Genomic DNA, 23,561 nt, shown 5'->3' on the forward strand with positions numbered 1-23,561 from the left:
ATAAAAAACACCCCTCAAAATCAAGGGATGTTCCTGTTATTGTTTATTGCAGAAATTGTTGAACTACTTGGTTAACAAGTTTGCCGTCAGCGAGTCCCTTTACCTTAGGCATTAGGGCACTCATTAATTTCCCCATCTCGGCTTTCGAAGAAGCACCGGTTTCATGGATGGTCTGCTGTACAATGACTTTAATTTCTTCTTCAGAAAGCTGTGCGGGAAGATACTGGCCGACTATCTCGATTTCTGCTTTAGCACTAGCGGCAAGATCATCGCGTCCTGCTTTTTCAAATTCTTGGAGGGCATCTTTGCGCTGTTTGATTTCACGACCTAGGATATCAAGCACCTCGGAATCATCCAAAGTTCTTTTCAAATCTATTTCAAGATTCATGATTGTCGAACGAATCATTCTAATAGTGGAGAGTTTGAATTTATCGCGACTCTTCATTGCTTGCTTCATGTCTTCGTTCAATCTTTCGCTAAGATTCATAGTTGTTAAATCCCCCTAAAACTTTCTCTTACGAGCAGCCTCAGACTTTAGCTTTTTCTTAACGCTTGGCTTTTCATAATGCTTGCGTTTTTTCACCTCAGCCAAGACGCCATCTTTAGCGATGGAACGTTTAAAGCGACGAAGTGCAGCATCGATTGTCTCATTTTTACGAACTTTCGTTTCAGACACCAGTTTTCCCTCCCTCCGACCAGACCGTCCAAGAGTATTAACACGGTTCATCAACTTTTATTATAGGTGAAAGTCAAATAGGGTGTCAACCTTACAGCTATTTTTTTCGTAATCTGATACAATACACTATTTACCATGTCGTTACTGATGAGAGGCTGAAAGGCCTGTTAGAGCGCCTAATTTGGCACCTCCAAGCAAGTGATAATGCAGATGATTTACCGTCTGTTCCCCATCAGATCCACAGTTATTAATAAGACGATATCCTGATTCTGAAATACCCAAATCTTGTGAAATTTGTTGTGCAACATGATGAATTTCCATAATTAAGGGTAAATTCTCAGGGGTGACATCATTCATCGAAGCGATATGAATCTTTGGAATGATTAGCACATGTACCGGTGCAGCAGGTTGAATGTCGCGAAAGGCCAAAACATGTTCATTCTCAAATACTTTGTTACTAGGAATAGTACCTTCGATAATCTTACAAAATAAACAATCCAAGTTATTCGCCCCCTAAATCTATACTTTCTCTTTATTTATCATACTGGATATGGGATAGCCTCGTCCAATACTCCTCTAGGACCCATACAGAAAAAATGACGTCATCTATTTATTTCTAAAAAAGATGATTATTCATCAGAAAAAAACTCACAAGGACACTACTCTGGCCTTGTGAGTTCTCTTGTTACAGAAGGATGTATATTAATAAAATGGCAGGATCGCTAGCGTGGTCAGTGCTGCAAGCGGCAAGAGCAACCGATTAAACCGTCTTCTTCCATACGGATAATACCCATAAGCAGGGGGACCTGGTGGATAATAACCAGGTACAAAAGCACGTACGTCTAGACCCGGATATCCACCGGATCCCCATGACGGATTACCAGCAGCCTGCTGATTTCCGTATGATATTGGTTGAAGTTGGGGATTGCCTCCATACGCTCCCACAGGGGACATGTTTCCGTTCGAATAACTGGCATTTTCCATGTGATCACAGCACATTTCATGATCTACGGGCACAGCTAAATGTAGGTTTTCATCGTCCACATTATCTACAAAACCATCATAAACTCTTCCATCCATAATGACTACACGCACGTAACGATGCATGTGGTGATGACATAGTTGCTTGGCTTCAACCTTCTCCATCTGTTCTAGCCCTCCTAATAATGCATTTGCTACTTACATTCTATTCAGGTCTAGGCGAATGGATACTTATTTAAGCCAACTAGATATAAAAATACAAAAAAAGAAGAAGCACCTAGCAGCTAGAAAAAGCTGCTTGACGTACGGACTTATGTTAGGGAATTGAATTCCCTTCCATAAGTCCGCCGAGGTACTTCTCAAGTGATGTCGGCTATTAACTGTATTATAACAATGGCTTGTAACTGTTACTGTGATCATCGTCACATTTTTTAAATATCGTTACATATTTTCTATCACAAGACGCGAACCACCCCCACCATGTTCGGAGGGTAGGACGATTAATTTGCGTGGTAACCGTGCTCTTAGCTCAGGTACGTGACTAATAATACCTACGGATAGATGATCACTATGAAGACGTTCTAATGAGGTGATGACCATCTCCAGAAGTTCTGGATCTAACGTTCCAAATCCCTCATCTAAGAAAAAGAATTGTAACGGATATTGACCACGCAATTGAATTTGAGCTGATAAGGCAAGCGCTAAAGATAACGATGTCAGAAATGTTTCTCCTCCAGACAACGTGGATACAGGTCGACGAGTTCCCCCGTTAGCATCGTCACGAATCACGAAACCTCCACCCGAATCCACTTCTAATGCATAACGTTGTCTAGTTAAAAACATAAGACGTTGTGACGCAGCCTGGCTTACCTGCATTAACTGCTCTTCCGCAATGTATTCTACGAAGGCATTCCCCCGTAAACACGACTGTAACTTATGGAGTTGCTCTCCTGTGGACTCACGTTCTATACGTGTATCCTCTAGTTGTATCCATCTTGTATGGCGCTCAGATATATCTTCTAGATCGCGCTCAGCCCTTGCCTTGAACTGGATGGCCGCTTCATCATTCTTACGACATTCTTCCAGTCGAGTCTTGTGGGTATTCCACTCTTCTTCAGTAAGAGAATTCCCTGACAACTTGTCTTCGACATAGGCAAGCTGTAACGTAACTTCCCGTTCATTCTCACGATGTTTTCTTACTGACTCGGTGTACTCAACCTCTTCCTCCTGTTGTAAACAACACGCAACAACTTCATCTCCAGTAGATAGTGTTGATGCTGCCAACATCTGCTCCCAACGGCTTTCAGATGCTTTACAATGATCTGATGCTGATGTAACAGCCTGCTGTGCTATAACAGTTGCTTTGATGGCTTCATGTTTCTTATCCTCAGCTGTACGCCGTGCAGCCTTCGTATGTGACACTGCTGCTCTTAACCGAAGGAGATGTTGAGTACATTCCTCAAGTAAAGCCTCTGCTGATCCATCACCGATCCAGGACTTGAGACGTTCCATCTTTTCTTTTAGCAGTTCACTTTTAGCATGCCATTGCGTGTTCCATTGAATAAGAACCTTGTCTAAGTCACCGATTTGTTGTTCTAGAGATTGAATAGCTGATAATTTACTCTCTAGAAAAGGAATACTGATCTCAAGTCGTTCCTTAATCGTCTCAGCTTCCTTATCTTTCTTCTGCATAAGCTCGAACATCGAATCAATCTGATGAATTGGAAGCTCGGGGAACTCTTTGTCCCAAGCTTGCTGCAATTTCATCAATTCAACAGTTAAGCGATCATGCTTGTTCTTGGAATCCGCATGATAATTTCTAAACGCTTCTACTTCTGCCATATATTTCATGTGTTGCTGTTGAAGTACAGCTTGTGTCTGCTTCATCTCTGCAGCTTCCTGCCGCAGGCTTGAGGTCATCTTCGTAAGCTTCCGAGTTACATCATCAAACTGTTCAACGATACTTGTCCAGTGTGCAACAGAGAATTGCATCTGAGATTCTTCGTTTATTTCAGATTGTTCTTTAGCTACAGCTACATGTGAATCATCTGGTTCAGGAAGTACTATTCCAGATTGATCGATTAACGATTGGCTCTCATTCATGAGCTGTCTAAAGGTAAGCCGAAACTCTTGAAGTTGAGACTGAACATGACGTAAAGATTGCAACCGACCTGTCAGAGTCGTAAGATCATCTGAATCTTCCAGAGACTCCACGGGTGAGGGATGGTGTTCCGATCCACATACAGGACAAGGATGGCCTGCCTGTAACTGCGTCGCTAACGTAAGTGATAGCGCATGCATCTCCGAGTTCTTGAGTTCTCCTCTTAATTGTTCTTCTTCTCCAACCAGTCTAATAGCAGCTTGACCTACCGAAGCTTCTTGAACAATCAATGCAGAGACATGTGAAGAAAGCTGTGCTAAGAACGTTTTATGCTTGTCATCGTTGCTCTTTAAATCTAGATCAGAACTCATTAATTTTGAATTCATGTCAGCGACTGTTTTTTCTTGTTGGGATAACTCCGCGCTTACAATCCGTACCTGTTCTTCCATAGACTGAACTTGGTGTTTACGCTGTAATGTTTTATGAATAAGCTCCCGCTCTTGTGAGCGCGTCTCTAGCGGCTTTAAACGATCCTGTAATTCCGCCTGTCGTGCCTGCCCCTTACCAAGTAGCACTTTCTCTTTCAGAAGGTTCTCACTTAGTTCAGCTTGTGTTCTCACGACGTCCGATCTCTTTTTCTCAAGTTCATCACACTCACTACGAAGCTGATCTCGCTCCAGTTGAAGCTTCACTGCTTGCTCTAACTGTTCCTGCCTAACCAATAACTTCGGTTCTTCCGTAGATAAAGCGAGTTGTGCTGTTTCATCCGCTTCACTTGCCAGAAGTGCTGATTGTTCAGCTTCCTGTGATACTACATTCAATAATACCAATTGCGCCTCGCGATTCGCATGCTCTTGTTTACTCTCTTGCATTTGAACAAGTAAAGGCATCAAATGTTTTGCCACACTTGCCTTGGCAAGCTTCTCTTCAAGCAATCTAACTTCATTTTCTAAAGAGCGAAGTTGTACTAATTGTTGTTGCCTGTTGGCGCGTTCAATTTGCCATTCCCATACTTTTGTCATTTGTTCAGCTTGCACCGAAATTTCATCCAGCCTGCGTCGCGAAGCTTCAGCTTCAGCGATAGCTTGCACCCGCTGTTGTTTGGCAGCTTCCAGCGCCTCACGTCCAGCATTTCCTAAACCTTGTTGTTCTGCCTCAATATTGTGAAGTGCCGCTTCATTTTCCTTCACACGGCGACTTAGCTTCTGCCCTAATTGATCACCATATTGCTCCAGATGAAATAACCGTTGCAACATTTGCCGTCTCTCGCTACCCTTCAGTGATAAGAATTCAGCAAATTTCCCTTGCGGGAGAACGACAGCCCGTGTGAAATCATCCATTTTAAGTCCGATTTTGTCTTCTACACAACGAGTAACATCTGCTAATTTATCCGCGATCACTTGATCCCCTTCAGGAGTAACTTCAATAAACCGGCTAATGGTATTACTTATTGATAATTCATTCGTTCTTTTGAAACGTCGCTCTACCCGATATTGTTGGGGTCCTTCAGAAGAATTTAATTCAAACGTGAATGAGACAAACAACGAATCCTCCGAATGATTCATAATTCCTTGTGTTCCATTGACTGCTCTCTCCACTTTGCCATATAAAGCGAGTGTTATCGCATCTAGCAAGGTTGATTTACCGCTACCAGTAGGACCGAATATACCAAATAGGCCCATCTGTGTGAGTTCGTCGAAATCTATCTGTTGTGGTTCACGATAACTTTGTAGTCCAGCAAGCTTTAGAGTGATTGGCTTCATTGGTCATCCCCCTCTTCCTGGACAGTCCCATTCTCCTCAACAAGTTCAAGAAACAATTGTACCAGTGCATCATCGGGAACGGCTCCCCCCGTCTGTCGCTGATAGAACTTACGGAAAATTTCATGCAAAGGCATGCGTGAACGCTCAACTTCCATCTCTACTACGTCCATGTCTGGATAGATCGGTCGAATATGAATTAATCCCTCACGGCTCTTGCGAAGTCTCTGAATTTCAGATAGAGATAGGGCTTCTGTCAAAGATACTTCCAAATCAATAAATGCACGATCATCAAGTCCCTCATCCAGCCAACGATTAACTTCTTCAAGACCACCTTTGGCTTTCCAACGTACGAGTGGTCGCCCACAGGATAGAAATAACTCTTCAAGAACCGGTTGTCCTCCGGGTGCGATATCTAACATGGCGACCGACTTAGCCTGACCCGCTTCTGAGAAGCTATATGCCAGTGGAGATCCACTATAACGAATCATGCCATCCCCTTTTACAGCCTGAGGTCTATGAAGATGTCCTAGAGCGGTATATTGTGCCCCTACAGACAACGCAGACGGATCAACCGTATAAGCACCCCCAACCTGGATTGGACGCTCAGAGTCCGACTCCACGCCGCCTAACACATAAATATGGCTCATAGCAAGGTTGATCGTCTTACTTGTAAATTCACGAGATAATAATCCCATTAACTTGCCGACACGGGCGCTGTAGGCTTGCCGCAGATCATCCTCATTACCCTCTGAGACTAGCAATTCATTAAGTCGAGCTTCCGATGGATAGGGAAGTGCAGCGATTTTAGCGATCTCTCCAGTACGAGGAGCATGAATACTCACAGCATTCGTAGCAGGAAGCCCCACAAGTGTGATGCCTTGACGCGTCACCAGAGGCGACACAGAAGCTACTCGCTCAGGCTGATCATGATTACCAGCTATAACAACAAGGGGTCTACCTCCTTCGCTCAACCGCGCTGAAGCCTCATAGAAGAGCTGTTCTGCTGCTGCAGGAGGGTTGACTGAATCATAGACATCTCCAGCCATTAATATGAGATCGGCTTGCTGATCATTTGCCATACGTACTAATTCATCAACAAAGTCCTCCTGCTCTTTCAAGCGGCTACGGCCTTCCAATGTCCGTCCGAAATGCCAATCACCTGTATGCAATATTCGCAATTGTTCTCTCCCCCTATGGTCTTACCTTGACCTAAACTATCGATTTATATCTGAACCAAATGTGACCCATCGAAGAAGTACAGCCACTTCTCACTTACAGGTTCTCCCATGATGTCTTCTAATGCTTTGCCATAGAGTTCTAGTTGGAAACGATATTGTTCTGCCAGAGCCTGCACCCCACCACGTTGTTCCAGAACACGATCCGTCTTGTAATCTAGCAGAACTAACTTTCCTTCTACTCTAAAAATACAATCGACAACCCCTTGAATTAACACCGTCTCATTCTCCAACCCTGTTAAGACCTTGAGAGATTCCTGCTCATCAGCGGAAGACAGCTCTTTCACAAAACTGAGTCCCTGATAGGCTTCTGTAGCAGAAAGTGCATAACTAAAGGGCAATTCCCGTTCAACCCATGTTGCAGATTGTAATCTAGCTCCTATCTCGCTATCGTACATAGATACCACTTCATCTAAACCGATCATATCCTTTTGATCCTGGGTTACAATCTGTAACTCAACAAGTCGGTTAAGTGTCTCTTGAACTACCTCTGAATCTACGCTTTCTCCATGTAGAGGAATATGTTGCATCAGGGTATGGTACACCGTTCCACGCTCGGTTGGACTCATATTTTTCTCTTCCATAAATTTAGGACGGCGAAGTTGTAGCGTCGCATCTGGGTACTGCTGAATCTGCTTCTCTTCCATCAGATCTAAAGACGGAAGCTCTTGTAAAGAGAGCAATTTCTTCATCTCTGTTACCGATGTTTTGGCAGAAAGTGTACTTGCGATAGCGTATGGATACTTCCATGCCAATTTATCCTCAATCTTTTTGAGGTCTGCTATATCTGTTTCAGTGTTATTTTCCATCGCTGAAGAAGGTATACTCTCTCGATTTAACATGGCTTGTAGCTTCTGTTCACGATGTTGAGAAATCTCCTGATCTCCATCGATACTCACAATCATACCTTGTGATAATTCATCAGCAGAAAGTACAGACACCATCCATGTTGAAGGATCCCCATTCAATACAGGAGATGGTGGTTCAGTTACGCCACCCATCGCTCGCAGTATTTCTGCATCAGGATGACGAATCAGAGCCGGTCCGATCCAATCTATATAACTGCGCCCTCTTGATAATACATAATCAGGTAGTACATATGGTTGATGACTTTGAACTTGAGCCCATGATGATATTTTCTTCGTCAAATCCTTAAGTGTACCTACAAGGATCATTTTCTCTTTGGGACGCGTGAGTCCCACATAGAGCACTCGCATTTCTTCTGCTAGGAGTTCTTGTTGCGCTCGACGTCGTATCGCAAGGTTAGGCAATGTGGGGTAACTAACCCGCATTCCTAGATCCACAAATTTCGGTCCAAACCCCAAATCCTTATGCATTAGAAATGGTGAATTCAAGTCTTGTTGATTGAATGTCTTCGCAATTCCTGCTAGGAAAACAACGGGGAATTCCAACCCTTTACTCTTATGAATGGTCATAATTCTAACCGCATTGTCTTGCTTGTCCGATCTTCCTGCACTGCCTAAATCAGACCCATGATCACGTAACCTTGCTATGAAGGTTAAGAAACGGAATAACCCTCGAGAAGCTGTGGTCTGTTCATATTGAACAGCTCTATCGTAAAGTGCTGTCAAATTACCCTGACGTTGCCCTCCTCCAGGTAATCCACCTACCCAGTCCATATATCCTGTCTCTTGGTATATATGCCATATTAGGTCTCCTAGGCTGCCTCTACGCGCTTCTTTACGCCATTCTTCTAATTTGGTTAGAAATCTCTGTATTTTAAATTGTAATTCGATAGAAAATGGTTCCGTTGTTGATGTATGATTGCCACCCTGAAAAGGGACCGCATCATTCAAATCATCCCTATTCATAGGAAAATCTTTCGTTGCAGCTATCTCACCAGTTACATCGTGGAATAACTCATGACCATTCCCTTGTGCATAGTGCTTAGAACCCTTCTCCATACCTGCCGCAGCGATCATCGCTTCATAGAATGGACCACTAGCACATAATCGAATCTGGGCTAATTCCTCCTCGGTTAATCCAACAATAGGTGAGCGAAGTACACTTGCTAATGGAATATCTTGTTGAGGATTATCTATAACCTGCAATAGCGATAACATAATCGCAACTTCTGTTGCTTGAAAATATCCCTGATTCTGTTCTCCGTCAGCAGATATGCCTTGTTGTCTTAGTTCTTCCATGATCAGTGGTCCCCAAATATAAGCGGAACGTAGAAGAATAACGATATCTCCATGAATAACAGGACGCATCTTTTTTAAAGACTTATCATAGATGAGCACTGGTGGAGTTCCGGTTTCTCCCGTCATTTCCTTTATCTTAGCCGCAATAGCTCGTGCCTCAAGTTGCGCTGTCTCCATCTCCACCCACTCGCCCTCTTGTAATAGAGCGTTATCTTCACCCTCTGAGCCTTCAGCATCTCCTGACTTCCCACCATTTCCACGGTCAATCAGAAGAAGTTCGGGCGTATAAGAGACATCACTTTCGTGATCTGGAGTTTCGGGAAATGATGCACCATATACTAATTCAGCCCGTTCATTGTAAGTTATTTCAGCTACATTCTCATTCATCATTTGTCGGAAAAGTACATTCACTGCATCCAACACTTGATGTCGACTACGAAAGTTACGAGCTAGGTCGATAACTGTCCCTTCGTTATCCTCCAGCCCATATCTACCATACTTGTCCAAAAACAGACCTGGATCTGCTAGACGAAATCGATATATACTCTGCTTAACGTCACCTACCATAAACCGATTGCCTGGCTGGTCTCTAGAGATCAGCTTTACGATATCTTCCTGTACGCTATTGGTATCTTGATATTCGTCTAAGAGTACCTCGTCAAAATGCTTTCTGTATTCTACAGCAGCATCAGAAGGAAGAAGTTGATCGACTGACGATTCGGGATGTCTTAGAATCTGCAAACAGTAATGCTCTAGATCACTGAAATCCACAATTCCTCTTGACCGCTTCTCCTCTTGATAACGTTGACCGAATAGTATGACAACCTCAGATAACTCCGCCATCACAGGAGCAACTTCATGAAGCTCCGATAGAAACGTTTCTGATGATCGACCGAACAAGGAACTTTTAAGATCAGTCAATATTTTCTTGACGTTATCCCTTAATTCTTTCACACGTTCCTGTAAATCAGAATCAGTCTCATCTTTACGACAACTTTTCAATTTACCAAAAGAAACCGTCTGGAAGGCATCGTATAGAGCATTCCACGGGAAATCCTCGAGACATTCTCTAAGGGATTCAACCATTTCCAAATCATCTCGTAAATTATCTACATAGGGCGATGGCCCACCCGGCAACATGGCAATAGAGATAGCTTGATGTAACAGTCCAGCTGCGCCAGCCATAGATAGTTTAGCATCCTTAACAATACTCTTTACCCACGGACTATCATCAAGTTCTGCTGGATCAGTAACAGCGAAGTTTGACGCCATCTTACGCAACCAAGCATCTGGCCATGAGTGACTTCGTGAGAAGTCGTACAGTTTCTGCACAAGAAGATACAGCGCATCATCACTACGTTCACCACTGAACCAATCCGCCAGACGTAGAAAGATTCCGCCATCTTCTGATTCCCCATACTTCTCTTCAAATAATTCCTCCAGAATTTCCTGACGCAACAATTCAGCTTCATTCTCATTCAGAATACGGAATCCCGGATCCAATGGAATCCATTGATAGTAACGACGAATCACTTCTAAACAAAAGGAGTGAAGTGTTGTAATGGATGCTTTTCCTAATAAAGCAAGCTGTCGACGTAAATGTGCATTATCAGGTTCCTTCTCTAACTCCTTATCCAATGCCTCACGAATCCGCTGACGCATCTCAGCCGCTGCTGCCTTCGTAAATGTGGCCACAAGTAAACGATCAACACTAAATCCTTGCTCCTCATTCATAATTTTACGAATAATTCGTTCTACCAACACGGCTGTTTTTCCTGAACCTGCTGCAGCTGCTACAAGAATATGATCACCGCTGAGCGAAATCGCCTTCCACTGATCATCACTCCACATACTGCCTTCCGGCTTAACTAATCCGATCACGGTGTATCTCCTCCTTGTGTCTTTTGCAACATGTCCCATACTTGTACCTTGTTTGGTTTACCCATCAAATGATAGTGGTTACCTTCAATATTCTCATCAAATTGACAGACTGACTTATAAGAACAGAACGTGCATGCTGTCTCATGTTGAATTCGATAAGGCTCAATCTTAACATCGCCTTCTGTAATTCGGGTTCCAATATTCACAATATTGCTACGTACCGAAGATAATAGGCTATCCCATTGTTCTGAAGTTGCGACCGCTGCACTACTGTAGAAGCTACCATCCGATTTCACAGCAACAGGAAGTATGGCTGAATGCCCTTTATCCAGAGATGTGTCCATCTGTGCAATGACTTCACGATCTGAGAGCAGAAGGCCCTTCATTTTGAAACGTTTAAGAAGTTCATCTGCCGCTTGCTCAGCACTCATGCCATTGGCAGATTGCAACAAGGGATCATGCACATGAAAATATAGTGTTCCAGCAGGAATAGCCGTTCGGCCCAGCCACTCTTCAGAATACGTCAACAAGACATCCAAATAAGTTAATAACTGAAGTGACAATCCATAGTACACCTCATGTAGCTTCAGATCATTCTGACTGGACTTATAGTCAATAACCCTCAGCATGATTCCTTGCGCGCCTTGCGCCATATCTACACGGTCTATACGTCCAACTACTTCCATCACTGAGCCATTCGGTAGTGGAAAGATAAGCGGAGGTAAGGTCTTTCCTGGTCCAAAATCAAGTTCGAGACCAATAGGTTCAAAGTTGCCTCGACGGGCATGCTCACCGAGAATGATCGAGGCTCTCCCTACAATGTTTTTTAATTTCCTAGAAATATAAGCATAACGCTTAGAGCTAAGTAGAATTTCACCCTGTAAAAGAGGGGTTAACCGATCCACAGCAATACTCGCCTCATGACGACATTCATCAGGTGTAAGGCTACCCCAGCTAACGCTACGGTTCTGTAATTGTGTAGCCATGTCACTTAGCGCAGAGTGGAATAATTGGCCGATATCAGGTGCCTTTAATCGATACATCTGACGTTCCTTTAACTTTAAGCCATGCGATGCAAAGTGGGAGAAAGGACAAGCAACAAATTTCTCCATCCGCGATACACTCGTACGTACTTTTGTACCATAAAGCTTGCGGCTCGTATCTGTTTCTAGCGGCAGTGTATCATTGACATAGAACAAAGAACGAAGCAGCATAAATAGTGCTTCACGCCACTCTGCTTGTTGTAAGTACCAGTTATAAATGCCCCACCAGAAATCAGGAATTTCAATACCATTCTTCCATTTTCGTAACTGAACAATGAGATGACTCAACGTCTGCTGTGGATTACTAACGAAGCTTTGTTGCTCTCGAAGAGATTGTTCTATTAATGGCTGTCCAGAGAGTATGTCTTCCTCCAGTAATGGATACATTTTCTTAACATGCCGAATCACTTCCGAAGGTAAGAGAAGTTTCCCTTCCGCATCAGCCAATGCATAGGAAATCCAAACATGTTTGCTCGCTGAAGTTAGCGCATTGTAGATCAGAAATCTCTCATCTAGTAATTTCCGTGAAATACTTGGGGCAAGCTCCATCCCTATGTCTGTTAATAAAGTCCGCTCTTGTTCCGTTAATACACCATCTTCCTGAATAACAGCGGGCACTACACCGTCATTGAACCCAAGTAGGAAGGTATACTTCACACCACTTGTACGCGTACGATCCATATTTCCTATTAATATTTGATCAATAGATGGCGGAACTAAAGATAACTTCATCTCCGTTAAGCCCGTGTCTAATATCCCTGTAAATAGTTCAACACCAATATTCTCATCACCCATTAATTCCACAATCTGATCTAATAAATCTAGCGTAGCACCCCATAGTTGACGATGTTCTCTTGCTGCTTCAGGTTGACCTGATTCTAATGCCTCATGGCTAAGAGCATCTAACTTTTGTGGAACACCCGCATCCTCCAAAAGAAGATAAACGGCTGTACACAGATCACGAGCTGTCTTTCCTGCCTTTAATCTCTTCTCAAAAGAAAGCAAAGGACCCGTAACCGCAGCACGGCAGCGTTCCATTAATTCAAGTAGCTGTTCACCATTCTTCTGTCGGTCCACGCCATCACTTTCAAGTGAAAGACTAGGAATCGCTCGCCATGGACGCCCCTCCGTCCAACGGTATCCTTGAATACCACAAGCTAATACGTAGTTCTCTAATCGGTCCATATCTATACGATCTAGTGAACCATCTACAGGAAGCAGTAAGTCTGTCTTGATACAGCGAAATACATCTTCGTATCTCCATCGACGACTCACAATATCAAGGGAAGACCGAATAAATTCTACTAAAGGATGATGTAACTCGCTTCGCTTCTGATCTAGGAAAAAAGGAACGCCATAATCGCGACATAACGGGCCTAGAATGGGTTCGTAATCTCCTAATTGTCTTACAAAAATAGCGATATCTCTAAATCTAGCCCCTTCCTCACGCACCAGACGAAGCATTTCACGAAGTGCACCCTCCACTTCTGACCGTCGATTAACAGCTGCATGAATAGAGACTCCCTGTTGACCAAGATTACTCATCTTCTCCACAGATTCAGGATGCCAAGGGATTCTGCGATCGAATCCCTTTTCCATATGGGCTAGTTCTGGACTATCTTCAAATCTTGGAAGAACGTCCGGTGTCAGAATGGTATTGGTGGTGTCTACGCCTAATTCCGTCGCCATTCCTTTTAACTTCACATAGGTAGTCGCAGATGGATGAAATAAATCCAACTCATGGGGTACCATCCCCTGTTCATAAGCTTTATCAAGCGTAAGTACTATGGTTACCGAAGAAGCACACAGCATAAATTGTTGCAACACAATAAATTCTTGGGGTGTAAATCCATGAAAACCATCAATCCAGATATCTGCATTCTTCACATAAGAGGAGTTAGGTATTGCTTCTGCTAATGTCATTAAATGATCTTCATTATCCATATATAGAGGAGATAACTCTTGCTCAAAATCGCGATACAGCGTGAGAATATCTCCTAATTTATCACGTAGAATAGGCGTCCCCGATCCATTGGTTTGCATTCGTGATAGTTGTTCTTCAACGTGCGTAGCATCTATACAATACCGTTTCATCTCCGTATAGAGTTGACTGAGTCTTCCAACGAAACCCATTTGATCACCCGATGGACCAAATAATGTTAACTCTTCTTTCCGTCTCTGAATGATTTTGTAGAGTAACATTTTTTTACCATCTTCACTAATCCCCACGCGAGCTGATCCGCCTGTCTCTTGCATAACCCGATAGGCTAGTCGCTGAAAACTAAGTACTTGTGCTCGTGCAATCCCCTTCACAGGACCTGATGTTACCAAAGCGTGTTCAGCTTGAAATGAGCCCTGTTCAGGCACAAGTAGAATAATAGGTTTACCGTGAGGATCTTTACTCAGTCGAGTAGAGATTTCCTGCATTATATTCGTGGTTTTACCGCTTCCCGAACGTCCTAAGAGGAAATGAACCGACATGGGATACCTCCTTCATATATAAATTAAAGCCGATTAAATTCTATCAAAATAGTTATTTCTCATTATAACATAACCCATATTTGAAGGAACGTATGTTTGGTATAAATTCACACCTATGGATATATAAAAGAGGAGAACATAACTACCACAACAGAATAGATATACCAAATAGCAGGTCAAGGAAATGTCACCTTGACCTGCTATGGATAGGACATCCGTCTAGTTTCCATAAATCACTTGATCCTAGATGGACAGCTTATAGGATTGGTATTATTTACTACGTACTTCAAAGATTGCGAATTTGAGATAATGTCCTTCATCCACGCCTAGGATCTGTGGATGATCTTTACCTGCGGCACGCCATTCAATTAAACGAAGAATCTTGCCCGCATCCATTGCTGCCTCTTGGATAGTCTCAAGGAATAAATCCGGACGCATATGATATGAACAGCTTGCTGTAACTAGGAATCCACCTTCGTTTACAAGTTTCATTCCGTGAAGGTTGATATCTTTATACCCGCGACAAGCACCTTTAACGGCACTCTTCGACTTTGCAAAGGCTGGTGGATCCAGAATAACCACATCCCATGTTCGGCCCACGCCGGGGGTCATAGGTTTAGAGGTATCTATCTTATTCTTGCCTGTACCTGTATTGGATCGTTTCTCCCGTTCTTCGACACCTTTAACTTGTGTGCGGAGATATTGAAAGGCATCATCCACAACAAATTCTACTCGATCCGTGAATCCGTTTAATTCCACATTCTCCTGTGCACTCTCAATAGCATGCTGAGAAATATCCAGACAGGTTACTTTCTTAGCGCCATATTTGCAAGCATGCAGTGTGAAACTTCCCGTATGTGAGAAACATTCAAGCACCGTCGCTCCATCCCAGTATGGGAATGTAACGACACCACCGCTCTTATTCACAGGTAATTGTTGCGTGATCCCATCTTGATCAACATCCTGCAAGGTGATGCCACTTCTTCCACCCCAACCTGTCATTAAAGGCTCAATCGAAGCACGATTCTCACGTTGATCGAAGAAGTACCCTGTCTTCTGCCCTTCTTCAATATCCACTCGAATGTGGAGTCCATTCTCACGGACAGTTACATAACGTGGACATTCCCCATACACTGGGCCTTTTACTTGTTCCATTCCTTCTAACTCACGTACAGACACATCGCTACGTTCATATATGCCCTGTGGCTGCATGACTTGTACCAATGCAGCTACAATGTCATTACGGCACAAATCCATACCCAACGTTAATAATTGAATAACGAGTATATCTCCGAAGCGATCTACGATTAGACCCGGTAGGAAATCTGCCTCCCCATAGACTAGACGATAGGCCGTCTCACCCTTGATGAAACGTTCGCGATGCTGTAATGCATTCGAGAAACGTTCTACAAAAAAGGCTTGGTCCATAGACTCCATTGGATTGTAGGAAACAACTCTTACAGTGATTTGTGAAGCAGGATTATAATAACCTGTCCCAAGATATCGTCTCTGATGATTAAGAATACTTACCAGTTGGCCATTCTCAGGTTGACCTTCAACGGTTGCAATTTCACTTTTGTATACCCAAGGTTGCCCCTGCTCTAATCTTTTCTTTTGACTACGATGTAGAATAACGGATGCCACTATACTTCACTCCCTAATATATACCTGCACGCATACGATTTGTCGCCACAGGTTCTGTCATGTTGTCATGTTTGTCATGGCTGTCCTGCCATGAACATATAAATAAATGTATAGGACAAGAACTAAAGGAGAATCAATCCATGTTTCAATCCATTCTCATCCCCATAATATATGGGCTTGCCATTTTTTTGTTCGGTATGAAAGTCATGGAGATCGCTCTTGCACGCTGGGCAGGGCCATTCTTGACCTCTTTTCTAAGAAAAGCCACGTCATCCCCTCTCAAAGGTATGGGATTCAGTACGATCATTACGGCCATTCTACAGAGTAGTACAGCCGTTACCGTCCTTACCATGGGGCTTGTTAACGCGGGTCTACTGACTTACGCTAGAACACTTGGCATTATTCTCGGTAGTAACATAGGCACTTGTCTGACGACAGAATTAATTGGATTACAGCTAGGACAGATTGCTGCACCATTGTTACTGTTATCTCTCACGATATGGGCTATAGCTGTCATCATAAATGATCGTAATATATGGAGACTTCGTCGGTTCAGACACCTATTCGAACCTATACAATTCATCTCGCTCGCTGTAGCTGGATTTGCACTGGTGATGTTCGGTATTCGTGTTATGCAATCCATAGGACCCACACTCGATACCTACGGCGTCTTTGGTTGGTTCATCGAACGTGCCTCTCACAATGTTCTCTGGGGAATAGCTGCTGGAGCATGCCTAACTGCACTCATACATAGCAGTGCAGCCGTCATAGGTCTAGCCATGGGATTGGCTAGTTCTGGAGCCCTTCCAGTAGAGGTTGGCATCGCTATCGTCCTTGGTTCTAATATAGGTACATGCGTTACAGCCGTCATTGCTGCAGCAGGTAGTACGACTGCAGGCAAATTTGTTGCTTGGACTCATATTGTACTGAATGTTGGGGGAGCCGTTTTATTCATGCCCTTTATTCAACAATTGCATCAAGCTTCCGCGTGGTTATCCAGTGACTTCGGCAGTCAAATTGCCCATTCTCAGACGATATTCAACATTCTATGCTCGCTTATTGCACTTCCTTTATGTTACCTTCCAATATGGAGAAGAATAGATCATAAATTATCTAAAGGTTAGCATTCTCAATTACACATGTTTACCCAGTAACAAAAGAGCCTTCCTTAGTATAGCATCATTGTTACGATATCCATCCTTCTGCTGCCGATTCCAAGCTTCTTGGGAATCATACCAAGACACTTCATTAATCTCCTCTAGTTGTGGTTTCAAATAACCACCTTTGGCTTCCACAAGATAATAATGAACTTCCTTATTCACTTCACCATGAACAGGATTCTGATACGTATATGCAATAATATCTACAGGAGAAACAACCTTTCCTAGGATGCCAGTCTCCTCTTCAATCTCACGTAGCGCAGTCTCTTCAATCGTCTCTCCAGACTCCATCTTACCTTTAGCTAAAGATATTTTACCATAACGGTCTAGAATGAGTTGAATTTGAAGTTCCCCATTCTCTTGTCTGTATACAACACCACCTGCTGAGATTTCTTTGCGTGCCATATATGATGACCCCCAATGTTACATATTATTAAAAATAAGAGCAACAAGGATTTCACTCCCATTTAATTGGAAATGAAATCCTCGTCCACCTTTCATCTTAATTCTTATGTAAGGAATGTACTTACCGAGATGCCAATGCTGGATCATGATTTAGTACGTTAATTAACTTCCCCTTACATTCGTTAACACCAGCTTCTATCATTTGAACGCGACAGATTTTGCGATGAAGATCTTCAGGGCCATCAAATACAAGCTGCAAATAGTTATCACTGAATCCCTGAAGTTTACCTGAACCCTCCGATCCTTTGCGGATCCCTTCTGGAATTACCTCAAGAATCTGCCCAACGAATTGATTCGCATAATGAAGTTGCATTTGTTCCGAAAGATCTATTAGATGATGAACTCGTTCATTCTTAATCTCTTCATCCACCTGGTCTTCCATACGAGCAGCAGGTGTACCTATGCGCTTAGAATAGGGAAACACATGCATTTCAGAGAACTGGATCGCCTTCATGAGATCATAGCCATTGCGGTACATCTCATCACTCTCACCAGGGAACCCAACAATAATATCTGTTGTAATACCAACGTTAGGCATAGCTTGGCGAATCAAACCCATTTTTTGATAAAACTGTTCGGTAGTATATTTACGTCTCATCCGTTTCAATACGGCATCATCGCCAGCTTGAAGTGGAATATGAAGATGTCGACACATCTTCGAAGAACGATTCAACACATCAAGCATCTTCTCATCGATCTGACTTGCTTCAATGGAACTAATTCGAATTCGTTCTAGTCCATCTACCTTGTCTAAATCCATTAATAGATCTGATAAATCGTATTGTTCAAGATCATCTCCATAACCACCCGTATGAATTCCCGTTAAGACCATTTCCTTATAACCGGCTTCAACCAATTGGTGTGCCTGCGTAATAATGCTCTTGGGATCACGACTGCGAGATAATCCACGTGACCATGGAATAATACAGAACGTACAAAAGTTATTACACCCGTCTTGAATCTTCAGGAAAGCACGTGTGCGATCGGTAAAATCCGGAACATCCATTTCTTCGAATACACGATTTTTCATAATATTATGAACCGCGTTGATGGGCGCACGGGATTCTTGAATTTGTTTTACAAAAGGAAGAATCTTATCTCGATCTTGCGTACCAATGACAAGATCAACACCCGGAATATCCATAATCTCTGCAGGTGAAGTCTGTGCATAACATCCAGTAACCGCAATGATCGCGTTCGGATTACGGCGGACGGCACGACGAATGATCTGACGACTCTTTTTATCCCCTGTATTCGTAACGGTGCACGTATTAATTAAATATACATCCGCTGTCTGTTCATAATCTACCTGCTCATAACCTTCGTTCTTAAAAAGTTGCCAAATGGCTTCCGTATCATAAAAATTGACTTTGCATCCTAATGTATAAAATGCGATGGTTGGCATCTCTTAAACTCCTCCCATTTCACCAAAATCGTATAATATGCAAGAAAGGGCAACCATGCCCGCGGTTTCACAGCGTAAAATGCGACGCCCCAATCCAACGCTTGTTGCGCCCGCTTCCTCAGCCTTACGACATTCCTCTTCACTAAATCCACCTTCTGGCCCAACAACGAGAAGTATTGTGGGCGTACTACCCACAGCTACATGTTGGATTAACGGTGTCACTGCATCACGTAACTGTAACCCATGTTCCTTCTCATAACAAAAAAATACGGCATCATACTGCGCAAATGACTTCATCAGTTGAGACCACGTCAATGAAGATTCGACAGTCGGTACAATATTGCGATGACTCTGCTCAGCAGCTTCTTTGCAAATTTTACGCCAACGGTCTAGACGCTTCTCTTCTTTCTTCGAATCATATTGAACTATCGTTCTTTCTGATAGGAAAGGTACAAAAGATACAGCTCCGATCTCTGTACATTTCTGAATCACAGTCTCCATCTTATCGCCTTTGGGAAGACTCTGTGCCACAGTCACTTTTACTTGCGCTTCCTGTAGCATGTCGAGTTGTTCAACAATAGTGGCTGTAACTAACCCTTGTTCTAGCGAATCTAGTTCGACTAATGCTTCACGTGATAGACCATCACTTACGATGATCTTATCTCCAACCTTACCGCGCATCACTTTGGAAATGTGTCGTGCATCTTCTCCATTAATTTCAACTGTATTTTCTTTAAACTGCTCTACAGATACGAAATATCGTTGCATTGAATTATCCCCATCCTATCCCAACATAATTAAGCACCAAACACCACCATGAACATATGTATAAAGTTCCTATACATCCACATTGCGGCATTATATAGTGGTGTTATCGTATAAGCTCGAAGTCCTGGAATGAACAATATTAATAGAAAAATCAACATAGACCATTGTTCAATTTGCTGAAGCTTCACTCTCACTTCACGAGAAACAACATCTTCAAGGATACGGTAACCATCTAATGGAGGCAGCGGTATAAGATTAAATAGAAATAGAAAAAAGTTCATAAAAACAATAAAAAATAAGAGCGTATAGATCGCTTCAACTAATTTCGGATTCGATATTGAATCTAACACACCGAACTGAACTAACCCCGCATAAATAAGACTCCCTACGACACCAAGTAAGAAATTGCTCAACGGACCAGCAAACGATACGATAATACTCATGATTCGAGGACGTTCAAAGTTATCACGATTGACAGGAACAGGTCTAGCCCAACCAAACCCAGCAATGAGTAACAATATAATCCCAAATAAATCAAAATGAACGGCAGGATTTAACGTTACACGACCCAACAACTTCGCTGTAGGATCTCCAAACTTATTTGCAAAGTAAGCATGAGAGAACTCATGCACCGTAAAAGCCAGAACAATGGCAATTAAGAAGAACGGCATTTGATCAATCGGGTAGACCAGTATATCATTTAAAAAATCCATTCTTACCTCTTTCTAGCCACAAAGGCAATCCATTCTTCTTCACGATTCACATCGATGATTTCAAAATTAGCTTCCTTAAGCGCCTCTTGAACAACATGTTCTTTATTTTTGTAGATTCCGGATGTTATAAAAATTCCGTCTGGTTCTAACACTTGGTACACATCATCAATGAGTAATAAAATAACCTCAGCTAAAATGTTGGCAACGACCATATTTACAGGCACGGTCACTCCTAAATTCACACCCTCTAGTTGATGTGTGAACACCGAAAGGAGATCACTTTCTTTCACTGTTATGGTGTCTTGCATCCCGTTAAAGGCCGTATTCTCCTGTGCACTCTGAACTGCCACAGGATCTAAATCAAGAGCCAACACATGTTTCGCTCCTAACAGAATAGATCCGATAGCCAGTATACCCGATCCAGTTCCTACATCGATAATTTCTTCGCCACCCTTGATGACATTCTCTAACGTACGTAGACAAAGAGAAGTCGTCGGATGTGTCCCCGTTCCAAAAGCCATCCCAGGATCCAAATGAATAAGCTTCTCATCCTCAGATTCAGGAGTGTACTCTTCCCAAGTTGGCTTAATCGTTAAGCTCTTCGAAACACGTATCGGCTTGAAGTATTGCTTCCAAGCATTAGCCCAGTCATCTTCATTGACCATTTTATGTTCATACCGCACATCACCTGTATCGATATCATACTGACTCAGCTCCTCAATACGTTGTTTCAACGTTAAGATAATGGAGTCAAGTTCTGTCTCTTCAGCGAAATACCCTTTTATAACTGCCTGACCTTCTGGAATGTCATTGAGTGGTGTATCATACAACTCGCCATATTTCGTATCGCGTTCTTTATTTAGCGTTCCTGATTCTTCAATGGATACACCACCAGCGCCCGCCTCATGTAAGAAATTAGAAATCATTTCAACGGATTCTTCTGTGGTGTGTATCGTAAATTCATGAAATAACATGTTGTAAATATCCCCCTTGTACCTTTGCGTAACTATTATTGTACTATACAAAGAGATCAGTGTACAAAATTTCATTCAACATTTCAAGCCTAGGTATAATAAAAGGCTATGACGTCCTTTCTATAGACGTCATAGCCTTTATACAAACATATTCATATCTTTATCACTCCATAACACAACGGAGGAATTTACTCTTCGGAATTCATCATCTTTATTTGTCTCTTATCTGCTGCTTCACTTCGTCTTAGTGCTTCAACATCTTCTACATCTGATTCAAGTGCTGAGAATTCAACATCCTCTTGTTTCCTCGACATCAGTTCAATAATCTTCTCCGTCTTTGTCAATTTCACATTCTTCTCATGCGTATATTTAGTCATTCTTCTCACCCTTTCTGTATTGAACTCCATCGTTATTAGACCCTTCCACCAGCCTCTTCAATACTTCTTATAGCTTGGTCGAAAGAGCTATCCTCTGCCACAACTGTAAGTAGAATATCATACCCTGTCGTTTCCCCCAGACCTCCATCACTCATTCCGCTAGATGCAACATCTAATTCTTTACCTTGGAACGCACTGAAGCGATTGATAGACATTTCAACAACTCGTAACGATTCCAGCTTTCGTGATACCTGATCAGCTTCTTCAGGGCTTTTGAAATAAGCCAGAATATTTCTCTCACTCATATTCTCATGTCACCTACACTTTTATCTTATTGAATCTAACAATCACATACCCGTAGCTTACCGCTCTATTCTTCTAATTATGCGTATTTAATAAATGACAAAAAAAAAGAAAGCTCAATCCTTTCGGACGAACTTTCTTTTCACAGCACTTATATAAGATGATTTACTAAAAGATCAATCTCCTCGGAATGCCTTCTTCACGCGATCAAAGAAAGACTGTTCATGCTCATGTGTCTTTTCTCCGTCTAAGGATGCAATCTGACGAAGTAAATCTTTCTGTTCATCGCTCAAATTACTTGGTGTAACAACCACAACTTTAACATGTTGATCACCTTGACCGATGCCACGAAGACGAGGGACACCCTTACCTCTAAGACGGAAGAATGTACCCGTCTGCGTACCTGCTGGTATTTTAAGTTTCACTTTTTCCGTTAACGTCGGAATTTCAACCTCATCACCCAATGCTGCTTGAGCAAAAGTCAATGGGACCTCACAATAGATATCGTCGCCCTCACGTTCAAAGAAGTCATGAGATTTCACACGGATAACAATATATAGATCACCCGATGGTCCACCACGTAATCCACTTTCGCCTTCACCCGTCATGCGTAGTTGAGCTCCATCATCAACACCTGCAGGGATCTTGACATGTATTTTACGTTGTTTCTTGACTTTCCCTTGGCCTTGGCAACTTGTGCAGCGTTCTTTAATGATTTTACCGCTACCACTACATGTTGAACATGCACGACGATTGACCATACGGCCAAATGGCGTATTCTGTACCACTTCTTCTTGTCCACTACCATGACACACTTGGCAAGTCTGAGGTTTCGTACCTGCTTTCGCACCAGATCCATGACATGTATCACAAGTTTCCGTACGTGGAATAGTAATATCACTCTCTTTTCCAAATACAGCTTCTTTAAATTCAACCGTCATCGTGTACTGTAGATCATTCCCACGTTGTGGTGCGTTCGGGTCACGCCGTCCGCCACCACCGCCGAAGAACATATCGAATATATCACCCATACCACCGAAATCGCCGCCGGAGAAACCTCCTCCGCCCATTCCTTGGTTAGGATCTACATGTCCATATTGGTCGTACCCAGCTCTCTTCTGTCCATCACTTAGAACGTCATAGGCTTCTTTGACTTCTTTAAACTTGGATTCAGCATCATCCGCTTTATTCACATCTGGATGATATTGTCGTGCAAGTTTACGATAGGATTTCTTGATCTCTTCATCTGATGCGTTCTTACTAACGCCCAGCACATCATAATAATCGCGCTTTTCAGCCACTCTTCCACCCCACAACATCTTATTTATCTTATAAGTAGATATGATAACATTGTAACAAAGGGAAAGCCAAAGCACGGGATGCCCCCGGCTTTGACCTTCCCTTTTCTCCTTCTATACCTTATGAA

General features: G+C 42.7%; 18 protein-coding genes. 1 reads left to right on the forward strand and 17 read right to left on the reverse strand.

Annotated features, from left to right (window positions below; translation table 11 throughout):
• Window positions 1–43 precede the first annotated feature (43 nt).
• From AC1D7X_RS02740 to AC1D7X_RS02780, 9 genes are all read right to left on the reverse strand, one after another.
• A complete protein-coding gene (locus AC1D7X_RS02740) occupies window positions 44–487 on the reverse strand; it encodes a GatB/YqeY domain-containing protein (protein ID WP_495454174.1) in 444 nt (147 codons plus the stop codon).
• Window positions 488–502: 15 nt separating this feature from the next.
• Window positions 503–676, reverse strand: coding sequence for a 30S ribosomal protein S21 (rpsU, locus tag AC1D7X_RS02745; RefSeq protein WP_036657994.1), 174 nt, complete (start codon window positions 674–676; stop codon window positions 503–505).
• A gap of 141 nt (window positions 677–817) precedes the next feature.
• On the reverse strand, window positions 818–1,177 hold the full coding sequence (locus AC1D7X_RS02750) for a histidine triad nucleotide-binding protein (protein ID WP_495454173.1): 360 nt from the start codon (window positions 1,175–1,177) through the stop codon (window positions 818–820).
• Window positions 1,178–1,378: 201 nt separating this feature from the next.
• Entirely contained in the window at window positions 1,379–1,822 is a 444-nt protein-coding gene (locus AC1D7X_RS02755; RefSeq protein ID WP_495454172.1) for a hypothetical protein, read from the reverse strand.
• Between the two features lie 276 nt (window positions 1,823–2,098).
• Window positions 2,099–5,521, reverse strand: a complete 3,423-nt coding sequence (locus tag AC1D7X_RS02760; RefSeq protein WP_495454171.1) for an AAA family ATPase — start codon at window positions 5,519–5,521, stop codon at window positions 2,099–2,101.
• Complete coding sequence (locus AC1D7X_RS02765; RefSeq protein WP_495454170.1) at window positions 5,518–6,699, reverse strand: exonuclease SbcCD subunit D; 1,182 nt, start codon at window positions 6,697–6,699, stop codon at window positions 5,518–5,520. Before AC1D7X_RS02765 ends, AC1D7X_RS02760 begins: the two co-directional genes overlap by 4 nt.
• Before the next feature lie 44 nt (window positions 6,700–6,743).
• A complete protein-coding gene (addA, locus tag AC1D7X_RS02770) occupies window positions 6,744–10,772 on the reverse strand; it encodes a helicase-exonuclease AddAB subunit AddA (protein ID WP_495474631.1) in 4,029 nt (1,342 codons plus the stop codon).
• 26 nt (window positions 10,773–10,798) lie between these two features.
• Window positions 10,799–14,326: a helicase-exonuclease AddAB subunit AddB gene (addB, locus tag AC1D7X_RS02775; protein ID WP_495454169.1), complete on the reverse strand. Its 3,528-nt coding sequence runs from the start codon at window positions 14,324–14,326 to the stop codon at window positions 10,799–10,801.
• A 270-nt stretch (window positions 14,327–14,596) separates the two neighbouring features.
• Window positions 14,597–15,970 (reverse strand): class I SAM-dependent rRNA methyltransferase, encoded by a 1,374-nt coding sequence (locus tag AC1D7X_RS02780; protein ID WP_495454168.1) that lies wholly within the window; start codon window positions 15,968–15,970, stop codon window positions 14,597–14,599.
• Window positions 15,971–16,110: 140 nt separating this feature from the next.
• Here AC1D7X_RS02780 and AC1D7X_RS02785 point away from each other — a divergent pair, with 140 nt between their 5' ends.
• Window positions 16,111–17,094 carry a Na/Pi cotransporter family protein gene (locus AC1D7X_RS02785; RefSeq protein WP_495474605.1) on the forward strand — a complete coding sequence of 328 codons (984 nt, stop codon included), beginning with the start codon at window positions 16,111–16,113 and terminating at the stop codon, window positions 17,092–17,094.
• A 9-nt stretch (window positions 17,095–17,103) separates the two neighbouring features.
• Here AC1D7X_RS02785 and AC1D7X_RS02790 read toward each other — a convergent pair whose 3' ends face one another.
• The 8 genes from AC1D7X_RS02790 to dnaJ all read right to left on the reverse strand — a co-directional run bounded on the left by AC1D7X_RS02790 (window position 17,104) and on the right by dnaJ (window position 23,436).
• Complete coding sequence (locus AC1D7X_RS02790) at window positions 17,104–17,535, reverse strand: NUDIX hydrolase (protein WP_495454166.1); 432 nt, start codon at window positions 17,533–17,535, stop codon at window positions 17,104–17,106.
• 121 nt (window positions 17,536–17,656) lie between these two features.
• Window positions 17,657–19,000 (reverse strand): tRNA (N(6)-L-threonylcarbamoyladenosine(37)-C(2))-methylthiotransferase MtaB, encoded by a 1,344-nt coding sequence (gene mtaB / locus AC1D7X_RS02795; RefSeq protein ID WP_495454165.1) that lies wholly within the window; start codon window positions 18,998–19,000, stop codon window positions 17,657–17,659.
• 3 nt (window positions 19,001–19,003) lie between these two features.
• Window positions 19,004–19,768 (reverse strand): RsmE family RNA methyltransferase, encoded by a 765-nt coding sequence (locus tag AC1D7X_RS02800; protein ID WP_495454164.1) that lies wholly within the window; start codon window positions 19,766–19,768, stop codon window positions 19,004–19,006.
• A 29-nt stretch (window positions 19,769–19,797) separates the two neighbouring features.
• Window positions 19,798–20,481, reverse strand: coding sequence for a site-2 protease family protein (locus tag AC1D7X_RS02805; protein ID WP_495454163.1), 684 nt, complete (start codon window positions 20,479–20,481; stop codon window positions 19,798–19,800).
• 2 nt (window positions 20,482–20,483) lie between these two features.
• A complete protein-coding gene (prmA, locus tag AC1D7X_RS02810) occupies window positions 20,484–21,455 on the reverse strand; it encodes a 50S ribosomal protein L11 methyltransferase (RefSeq protein WP_495474606.1) in 972 nt (323 codons plus the stop codon).
• 188 nt (window positions 21,456–21,643) lie between these two features.
• The gene (locus tag AC1D7X_RS02815) at window positions 21,644–21,832 is read right to left on the reverse strand and encodes a YfhD family protein (RefSeq protein WP_495454161.1); all 189 of its coding nucleotides are present in this window, start codon (window positions 21,830–21,832) and stop codon (window positions 21,644–21,646) included.
• Window positions 21,833–21,867: 35 nt separating this feature from the next.
• A complete protein-coding gene (locus tag AC1D7X_RS02820) occupies window positions 21,868–22,137 on the reverse strand; it encodes a hypothetical protein (RefSeq protein ID WP_495454160.1) in 270 nt (89 codons plus the stop codon).
• A gap of 174 nt (window positions 22,138–22,311) precedes the next feature.
• Window positions 22,312–23,436, reverse strand: coding sequence for a molecular chaperone DnaJ (gene dnaJ, locus AC1D7X_RS02825; RefSeq protein ID WP_495454159.1), 1,125 nt, complete (start codon window positions 23,434–23,436; stop codon window positions 22,312–22,314).
• Window positions 23,437–23,561: the final 125 nt, after the last annotated feature.

It is taken from the genome of Paenibacillus sp. Y568, from assembly GCF_059445545.1.

Coding starts and splice junctions, on each gene's coding strand:
- AC1D7X_RS02740 (WP_495454174.1), bottom strand. CDS start 487: ATGAATCTTAGCGAAAGATTGAACGAAGACATGAAGCAAGCAATGAAG.
- AC1D7X_RS02755 (WP_495454172.1), bottom strand. CDS start 1,822: ATGGAGAAGGTTGAAGCCAAGCAACTATGTCATCACCACATGCATCGT.
- AC1D7X_RS02760 (WP_495454171.1), bottom strand. CDS start 5,521: ATGAAGCCAATCACTCTAAAGCTTGCTGGACTACAAAGTTATCGTGAA.
- addA (WP_495474631.1), bottom strand. CDS start 10,772: ATGTGGAGTGATGATCAGTGGAAGGCGATTTCGCTCAGCGGTGATCAT.
- addB (WP_495454169.1), bottom strand. CDS start 14,326: ATGTCGGTTCATTTCCTCTTAGGACGTTCGGGAAGCGGTAAAACCACG.
- AC1D7X_RS02785 (WP_495474605.1), top strand. CDS start 16,111: ATGTTTCAATCCATTCTCATCCCCATAATATATGGGCTTGCCATTTTT.
- AC1D7X_RS02790 (WP_495454166.1), bottom strand. CDS start 17,535: ATGGCACGCAAAGAAATCTCAGCAGGTGGTGTTGTATACAGACAAGAG.
- mtaB (WP_495454165.1), bottom strand. CDS start 19,000: ATGCCAACCATCGCATTTTATACATTAGGATGCAAAGTCAATTTTTAT.
- AC1D7X_RS02800 (WP_495454164.1), bottom strand. CDS start 19,768: ATGCAACGATATTTCGTATCTGTAGAGCAGTTTAAAGAAAATACAGTT.
- AC1D7X_RS02805 (WP_495454163.1), bottom strand. CDS start 20,481: ATGGATTTTTTAAATGATATACTGGTCTACCCGATTGATCAAATGCCG.
- prmA (WP_495474606.1), bottom strand. CDS start 21,455: ATGTTATTTCATGAATTTACGATACACACCACAGAAGAATCCGTTGAA.
- AC1D7X_RS02815 (WP_495454161.1), bottom strand. CDS start 21,832: ATGACTAAATATACGCATGAGAAGAATGTGAAATTGACAAAGACGGAG.
- AC1D7X_RS02820 (WP_495454160.1), bottom strand. CDS start 22,137: ATGAGTGAGAGAAATATTCTGGCTTATTTCAAAAGCCCTGAAGAAGCT.